This window comes from Leptospira ainazelensis (assembly GCF_016918785.1).
GTDB lineage: Bacteria > Spirochaetota > Leptospiria > Leptospirales > Leptospiraceae > Leptospira > Leptospira ainazelensis.
The window spans coordinates 195224-202568 of sequence record NZ_JAFFPT010000027.1 but is presented as its reverse complement, the minus strand read 5'-3'; the positions used below and the strand labels follow the sequence as shown (position 1 = coordinate 202568).

Sequence of the window (7345 nt, the reverse complement as noted above, 5' to 3'; positions counted from 1 at the left end):
TGAACGTGGGAACTCTCACACTCTCACGTAAGAACTTCTCTGAACGTGGGAACTCTCACACTCTCACGAAAGAACTTCTCTGAACGTGGGAACTCTCACACTCTCACGAAAGAACTTCAGAAATCCCGATTTCGCAGTGAGTCAAAATCGAATCGGTTGTCCAGAGAAAAGGATCTAAGGGACAATGATTTTTTTAGCGATATAGTTCAAAGAAAAACCGCCCGCTCCGTCCAAGGTTCGAAAGGAACTCACTCCGACACAGGCGTCATCGTAATTTTGCGCGTCCAAGATTCTTTTGGGAGTAGAATGGGTGCCGACAGGAACCGGGATCGGCGGATCTTCCAAACCCAATTCTATAAATGTGAACGGGATGGGACCGGTTCCTCCGGAAGGGGTGGAAGTGGTTAGGTCCAAATAAAAATAATCCTGAACGGAAGTTGTTGTATCCTTTGCGGTTAGCTCCAAAGTGTTTCCGTTCAGATCGACTTGAATGCAGTGTTCCGCGCAGTTCCCGATCGTAGTAGGTGCGTTGACGGCTCCGCTACAAGGACCGCCGGGAGCCGCCGGAGGAGTAGAAATAATTTCCCTGGAAGACTTCCCAAAAGAATTCGAAGCGATGATGATGATTTTATAACGTTGTGTGATTTCCGGGGAAAAAAAAGTGAAACGATTTGGAAATAACGAGGAATCCGGATTGAGTTTTTCCTGCATATAATTTCTTACACTGACGCCGTCTGCGTTGAGGGAGATGAGGCTGGGTCTTCCTAAATAGGCTTTTAGAGTAAGCGGAGAAGGCGGAGTATTTTGAAACGAGACGTCGACTTGAATCCTCTGTTCGCCGTCGCCTACGTTCAAATAATTCGTCTGAACGGTTAAATCGTTTAAAATCGGTCGATTGGGTGATTCTCCAGGATTGGAAGAATCGTTTTCCGGTCCGGTGCCCGAGTTGACGGTTTGAGTATTTCCGGAAAGGAGGGCCACTATTAAAGTCGCAAAATTGCTGTTAGAAGATTCTGCTTTACAAAACTGAAAAAGGCTTACGAACACGACAATCGTCAGAGTCCGCATACAGGAAACCGAAAGATTTTTTCTATGGTGTAACGTTTTGGAATACTTTTTCTTCTTCATCCTCTGATCCTTTCTTGTTCGGATTTAATTCTCTATCTCAGCCTGTTTGATCGGGACAAGTCCACTCGAAGGCTTTTCGCCGCGTTTTTACTTTTACCAAGGAATGGGATTTATATCTGGGAAAGATACTCGGGAATTTAAGTCCAATTATTCAAGGATAATAGCAACCGTATGAAAAAGTAATTTATAAAAAGTGAATTTACTTGTAAGAAGGAGTTCGGGTGAAACCTATAATAAGGGATTCGAATTGCAATTTAGGAATTTTGAAAGTTACAAAGAAGTCGCACGAACCTGATGAAAACGAATTCAATTTACTGCATGTTTCTATAAGATTCTTTCCCAAAACTGGGACAATCTCTTGCAGCTTCATTTTTCTAATAAGGTAAACTTGGGTTTTGAGACGCGCCGTAAGTCAAAAATCTAAACCGTGAAAAAAGAGAAGTGTTTGTCGGAGGAAAGCGGTCTTCTTTTCTAAGAAGGAGCTCGAGTCTATTCCAAAGTAGGAACTCCTCCAAAATCGGATTCTACAAAAGGAATCAAGATTTTTTCCGGAAAGTCACTCCAAAGCGAGAAGTCTCTTTCAGGCAAAAAGTAGGACCTCCCATTTTTTCCCGGAGCGCTCTCCTATAAAACCGATCCGAAGAGATAGGTACGCCCCGATCTCGAACCTACCAATCGATGAGTTCCGGAACCTAAGAAAAATCAGATCCCGAATCTTTTCCGGAAACCCCGTTTCCTGCGCGAAAAAAGAGAAGAATTTTCTTCCCCTCCGGAAAATAAGAGTATTCTGACGCCGATTCGGCATTTGCCTCCATGAAAATAGAAGCCCTCTACAGATACTTTCTCATCACTCCCGCGACTCATCTTCCCGTGATCGATGAATCCGGAGATCTCGTCGGGCTTTTATCTCGGAAACTGATCCAGATGGAAATGGCGGACCTGAGTTCCTCCGACCGGGAATACTCTCAACTACCGGAATCATTTTTAGAGACTGAAATTCCGGAATCCTTCTTTCAATACTTTCAAAGACAGAAGTCCATTCCCGTCCTTGGACAAAACGGGGAAAAAAAGGAAGAATGGGATAAGGTTCAGGTTATGGCCGGACTCGGAAAACTTGTTTCGGCGACAAGACCGGTCGAACCTCCGACCGAAGAAAAAAAACAGGAGCTCGAGCAGAGTTCCCGCTCTTGGTTTATGGAATTGATTCTCCAAAATTTTCCCGACGGACTTTTGGCGACCGATCTCGAAGGAAGTTCGATTTTTTACAACGAAACCTTTGAGCAGACCATTCTTACCAAAAAATACTTTCGGGATTCGATCCTTCAGGCGGAGAGGCTTCTGAAGGAAATGAGTAAGAATCTTCTGGCAAATTACTTAAAGACCAACGAACTTCGTCTCGAAGGAAATTCTCCCTTTTCTCTTCAGACTTATGTAAACGAACTCGAATCCAACGTTCGAATCATCGTTCTCAAACAAGGTTCTAAGATCGTAGGATATCTCTATCATTTCGTTTCCCCTCGTTCCGGGCTTGGCCAACAGGATGAGAATGGTCTTGAATTTCCTTCGGTGAGCGACGCGTTTCTGCAAAAACTTCCTCTGGAGACGATGCTCAAAGAAGTCGAGAGCGCTTTTATTTTTCATTCTCTCAAACGCAATCAGGACAATATTTCTCATACCGCGCTTGAGTTAGGAGTTCCTAGAACCACGCTTCAGAATCGGATCAAGTTTTTGGAATTGCAGAGCCGTTATTCGCTTTCCAGGGAGAATCCGATCCCTCGAAAAAAAGCGAATGTTTCCCAGGCAATGGAAAACGAACCTCCGGAGAAGGTTTTGAAGAATACGGAAACTCCCGTAGTGTCCAAACATTCTCCTTCCTCCAAGAAAAAAGCGAAGAATGTTTTAAAAGGGGCAGCCCTTTCGAAAAAAGGCCCGTCTTCGAAGTCGGCTTCTTCGAAGACTTCTGCAAAAAAAAGAAAGCAACGTTGAATAATTTCGTTGACAACGTCCCCTTCGATCCTTTATCTCAAGAGAAGAGCCGGTCTTAGCAGATCTCTCTTTCCACCCTGTATTCTCAAAAATAAAATCTCAAAAAGGCGAATCCTTCCCCTTTTTTAAACTCAAGTAGCTCCTTATGGCAACAGCAAGACGAGACAATAAAAACAGACACCACCACCAAAATAATAACCACAACCAAAACGATTCCGAGACAACCGAATCCGTTGAAGAAGAAATTACAGGACAAGAGTCCCAAGATTTTGAATCCTCAGACAACGCGGATCATCGTGCTCGGAAACGCAAAAGAGGCGGTTATGACGGTCCCACTCCTTCTCCGATCGACCTTGTAGAACTCAAGAAAAAAGCGATCGGCGATCTGATCGAAGTCGCAAAAGGATTGGGTGTTGAAAACACCGGTGGCTTAAAAAAGCAAAACTTAATCTTCGCCATTCTTCAAGCGCAAGCCGAAAGAGACGGTCAAGTCCACGCGGCGGGCGTCATGGAAAAACTTCCAGACGGTTACGGCTTTCTTCGTTCTCCGGATTATAACTACGTTCCGGGTCCGGATGATATCTATGTTTCTCCTTCTCAGATCAAACTTTTCGGTTTAAGAACGGGAGATACGGTAGAAGGACAGATCCGTCCTCCGAAAGAATCCGAACGATTCTTTGCGATGCTCCGTGTGGAAACCGTAAACGGTTATACTCCGGATGTCGCGGGCAAACGTGCCCTTTTTGACAACCTAACTCCTCTTTATCCGAACGAAAGACTCAAGATGGAATACGATCCTTCCATGTTGGACACGAGAATTCTCGATCTTATGTGTCCGATCGGAAAAGGACAAAGGGCTTTGATCGTAGCGCCCCCAAGAACCGGTAAGACGATTTTGATGCAGAACATCGCAAATGCGATCACATCCAATCACCCGGAATGTACTCTGATCGTCCTTTTGATCGACGAACGTCCGGAAGAAGTGACCGACATGGCGCGTCACGTTCGCGGAGAAGTCGTTTCTTCCACATTCGACGAACCGGCTCAGAGACACGTTCAAGTCGCGGAGATGGTCATCGAAAAAGCGAAACGTCTCGTAGAACACGGGAAAGACGTCGTCATTCTTCTGGATTCGATTACGAGATTGGCGAGAGCCTACAACCAGGTGATTCCGACCTCCGGTAAAATTCTTTCGGGCGGGGTGGATTCAAACGCGCTTCACAAACCGAAACGATTTTTCGGGGCCGCGAGAAACATCGAAGAAGGCGGGTCTTTGACGATCATTGCTACCGCACTCATCGACACCGGATCCAAAATGGACGAAGTGATCTTTGAAGAATTCAAAGGCACGGGTAATATGGAAATCCATCTGGATCGGAAACTCTCCGACAAACGGATTTTTCCGGCCATCGATATCAACAAATCCGGAACTCGTAAGGAAGAACTCCTGATCGCAAGGGACGTTCTTCAGAAAGTGTTTGTTCTGAGAAAAGTACTTTCTCCTATGAGCATCACGGAAAGCATGGAATTATTGCTGGAAAAAATGAGGCTTTCGAAGACAAATGATGCCTTTTTAGCCAGCATGAACACCCAGTAACCGCTAAAAAAAGGGAAACTATGAAAACTGGAATTCATCCAAACTATAGAGTAGCTAAAATCAGCTGTGCGTCTTGTGGAACGGTCTACGAAACTAGAACTTCCATCGGCGATATCAACATTGAAATTTGCTCCGCTTGCCACCCGTTCTTTACCGGAAAATCCAAACTCGTGGATACGACGGGTCGGGTTGACAAGTTTAAGAAAAAATACAAGATGCAGTGAGAGTTTTCACTCTCCCAATTCTTTTTTATGCCGTCTAAACACCGGGCAGGAGAAATTTCATGAGCGTAATGGACTTTGCACGGTACAAACAAATCAACGACGACCGCGTCAACTATCGTGAGATGGAAGACGCGACCGTGGTCTCCAATTACAGAAACGTTGGTTGTGGAGACGGCTACCGCATTTATCTCAAAATAGATCCTTCCGATCATATCACCGACGCAAGTTATACAACGACCGGTTGTGGTTTCGGAATCGTCGCGCTCGCGATGGCGACGGAATACGCCAAAGGTAAAACCGTCGATCAAATCAAATCCGTAACTCCTTCCGATATCGAGCAGATGTTCGAGTTTCCGGAAAGAAGAAAGAATTACCCCGAGTCCGCAGTTGCCGCACTTTTACAAGCCGTGAAGGATTATGAAAGCGGGGAAGGAGTTCCGAAAGAAAAAAGAATCACCGCGAGTAAGGCGCTTGAGATTTTGAAAGAAAAAGGCTCCCTAAAAGGGGAAGATCTTTCCAGCATTATATTAGAAAAACAGAATTTTGACGGAGTCGATTTTTCCGGCGCTAATCTGGGTCACGCATTCTTACAAAATTCTTCCTTTGTGGGTGCGAATTTTGAAGGCGCAAAACTCAGAGGTTCTTTTTTAAACAACGCGGATTTGAGAAACTCGAACTTTAGAGGAGCGGATCTTCGCTGGGCAAAACTCGCGGGCGCAAATGTAGAAGGCGCGGATTTTACCGACGCGATCCACGATATCGGAACCCGTCTCGATCAAAAACAGATTCATCTTTTTAGCGTAATGAAAAAAGAAGGGAAAGATCTTTATCTGAATAAAGAGGCGGAATGAAACCGGGCGACAAAGTTAAAATCACAAAACGTACCTTTCTCCACAACGGAATTTTTGTTCATACCAACTCGATCGTAGAAGTGATTTCCTTTGAGAACGACAAACTCGTCGTTCTCTTTCACGATAAAGAAGGATTTACCCACAATATCGAATCTCTCACACCCGCGGATGTGGTTCCTGCTTGAGTCTTACTGTTAATTCTTAAAAAATGTAGGATCTCACACCAATTTACATTCTCAAAAATTCTCGTTGTTCCTTGTCTTCCCTTTCTCTTCTGCGTTTTTCTTTTTCTTGTTTCTGAATTTCTTCCGGAGTCAATTCACGCGGAGGTTTTGGTTTTTTTACTTCTTGGTAAGTGGAAGCGCCTGACTTAGTTTCCGTCTTCGATTCCGATTTAGAGTTTTCAGTTTTGTTTTTGGGGGTGTTTGGATCCGATTTTTCTTGGATCTTGTTTTGCTCGTATTTTTGTTTTCCGAGATAATCCCCCGGATCATAGCCGGTTTTGGAAGCGCCGCTTCCCTTGTTTTGAGAATTGTGATCTCGATTCTTATTTTCCGTCTCTGAATTTCCGGAACTCGTTTTGTCCAGTTTCAGACCCGACTTTGTATTGAGTCCCGTTTGTCCGTTCCCTGACGGATTTCCGGAGTTAGTTCCGTTGTCCGAATTCCCATTGGAACCGGCGGTCTTTCTATAATTCGGATTTCCATTGTCATATTTTCCGTAGCTTGGATCGTTCGTAGGATCGTAAGAATTTGTAGAAGAGGCGTTCGTATTTGAGGAGCTACCAGAAGAATTCGGATTCGAAGAAGAGGAGTTTGTGTTCGAAGAAGAACCGGAAGAGTTCGTTCCACCGGAAGAATTGTTATAAGAGGAATTGCTGGATCCGGTATTCCCTGCGGAAGAAGAATTCGATGCGGCCGCAGCAGATTGAATGCTCTCCGTCGTTTGCAGGTTTGCTGAGACCGGAAATAATTTTTCAAATCCTTCCAGGGATTTTTTAGGGTATAAGGGAATCGGATTGCTCGGGTCGGCTTTGACGGTTCCCGAAAGAACCGCGTATTCCAAATTTTTCTGATTCTTTTTTTTCTCTACGTTTACGATTCCTTCCACGAGTTTTAAAACCCCGTCTCCGGAACGAATTCCCAGAGAGGAAGGATTGTCTTTGTTCACCGGTCTTCTCGTTACCTGCAAACCTCCCACTGAAATTTCAAGATTGGCCCGGTTGTCGAGATAATCTATAAAGATCATGGAATTCTCAGCGATCAAAATTTCTGTTCCGTCCAAAAGTTTCAACTTTGCCTGAGAACCTTCCGCGGTCAAGATTGTGTCCCTGTTTTGAATGGAGTTTCCGGTATCGATATCTTTCCAAATGACTTCGGAATCGAATTTTCTCTGAATGGTGTTGGTTTTATAAAGAATGGTTCCGATGACTTTCTGATTTCCTTTATAACCGTACCGCGTATAATCATATAAGAATATAGCCGTGAACAAAACGATATTGAAGGTCAGAAGAACCAGAATGGCCCGATCGCCTGAAAGAAATTTTTCTTTCGTCATTC

Annotated in this window: 7 protein-coding genes; 5 read left to right on the top strand and 2 right to left on the bottom strand. The window is 44.4% G+C overall.

Annotation, left to right across the window (positions count from 1 at the left end; genetic code table 11):
* Positions 1-174: 174 nt before the first annotated feature.
* Positions 175-1128, bottom strand: a complete 954-nt coding sequence (locus tag JWG44_RS08475) for a hypothetical protein (protein WP_205274516.1) — start codon at positions 1126-1128, stop codon at positions 175-177.
* Between the two features lie 813 nt (positions 1129-1941).
* Here JWG44_RS08475 and JWG44_RS08470 point away from each other — a divergent pair.
* The 5 genes from JWG44_RS08470 (at position 1942) to JWG44_RS08450 (ending at position 5971) form a co-directional block, all read left to right on the top strand.
* A complete protein-coding gene (locus JWG44_RS08470; RefSeq protein WP_205274515.1) occupies positions 1942-3114 on the top strand; it encodes a transcriptional regulator in 1173 nt (390 codons plus the stop codon).
* 145 nt (positions 3115-3259) lie between these two features.
* Positions 3260-4711 carry a transcription termination factor Rho gene (gene rho / locus JWG44_RS08465; protein WP_100787720.1) on the top strand — a complete coding sequence of 484 codons (1452 nt, stop codon included), beginning with the start codon at positions 3260-3262 and terminating at the stop codon, positions 4709-4711.
* A 20-nt stretch (positions 4712-4731) separates the two neighbouring features.
* Positions 4732-4935 (top strand): 50S ribosomal protein L31, encoded by a 204-nt coding sequence (gene rpmE, locus JWG44_RS08460; RefSeq protein ID WP_100787719.1) that lies wholly within the window; start codon positions 4732-4734, stop codon positions 4933-4935.
* A 59-nt stretch (positions 4936-4994) separates the two neighbouring features.
* Positions 4995-5786: a pentapeptide repeat-containing protein gene (locus tag JWG44_RS08455; RefSeq protein WP_205274514.1), complete on the top strand. Its 792-nt coding sequence runs from the start codon at positions 4995-4997 to the stop codon at positions 5784-5786.
* On the top strand, positions 5783-5971 hold the full coding sequence (locus tag JWG44_RS08450) for a hypothetical protein (RefSeq protein ID WP_069606705.1): 189 nt from the start codon (positions 5783-5785) through the stop codon (positions 5969-5971). The genes JWG44_RS08455 and JWG44_RS08450 overlap by 4 nt, the downstream gene beginning before the upstream one ends.
* 43 nt (positions 5972-6014) lie before the next feature.
* Here JWG44_RS08450 and JWG44_RS08445 read toward each other — a convergent pair whose 3' ends face one another.
* A complete protein-coding gene (locus JWG44_RS08445) occupies positions 6015-7343 on the bottom strand; it encodes a FecR family protein (protein WP_205274513.1) in 1329 nt (442 codons plus the stop codon).
* Positions 7344-7345: the final 2 nt, after the last annotated feature.

What these genes read in the sequence shown, in the direction of transcription:
- JWG44_RS08450 (WP_069606705.1), top strand. Translation starts at nt 5,783, where the DNA reads ATGAAACCGGGCGACAAAGTTAAAATCACAAAACGTACCTTTCTCCAC.
- JWG44_RS08445 (WP_205274513.1), bottom strand. Translation starts at nt 7,343, where the DNA reads ATGACGAAAGAAAAATTTCTTTCAGGCGATCGGGCCATTCTGGTTCTT.
- JWG44_RS08470 (WP_205274515.1), top strand. Translation starts at nt 1,942, where the DNA reads ATGAAAATAGAAGCCCTCTACAGATACTTTCTCATCACTCCCGCGACT.
- rho (WP_100787720.1), top strand. Translation starts at nt 3,260, where the DNA reads ATGGCAACAGCAAGACGAGACAATAAAAACAGACACCACCACCAAAAT.
- JWG44_RS08475 (WP_205274516.1), bottom strand. Translation starts at nt 1,128, where the DNA reads ATGAAGAAGAAAAAGTATTCCAAAACGTTACACCATAGAAAAAATCTT.
- JWG44_RS08455 (WP_205274514.1), top strand. Translation starts at nt 4,995, where the DNA reads ATGAGCGTAATGGACTTTGCACGGTACAAACAAATCAACGACGACCGC.
- rpmE (WP_100787719.1), top strand. Translation starts at nt 4,732, where the DNA reads ATGAAAACTGGAATTCATCCAAACTATAGAGTAGCTAAAATCAGCTGT.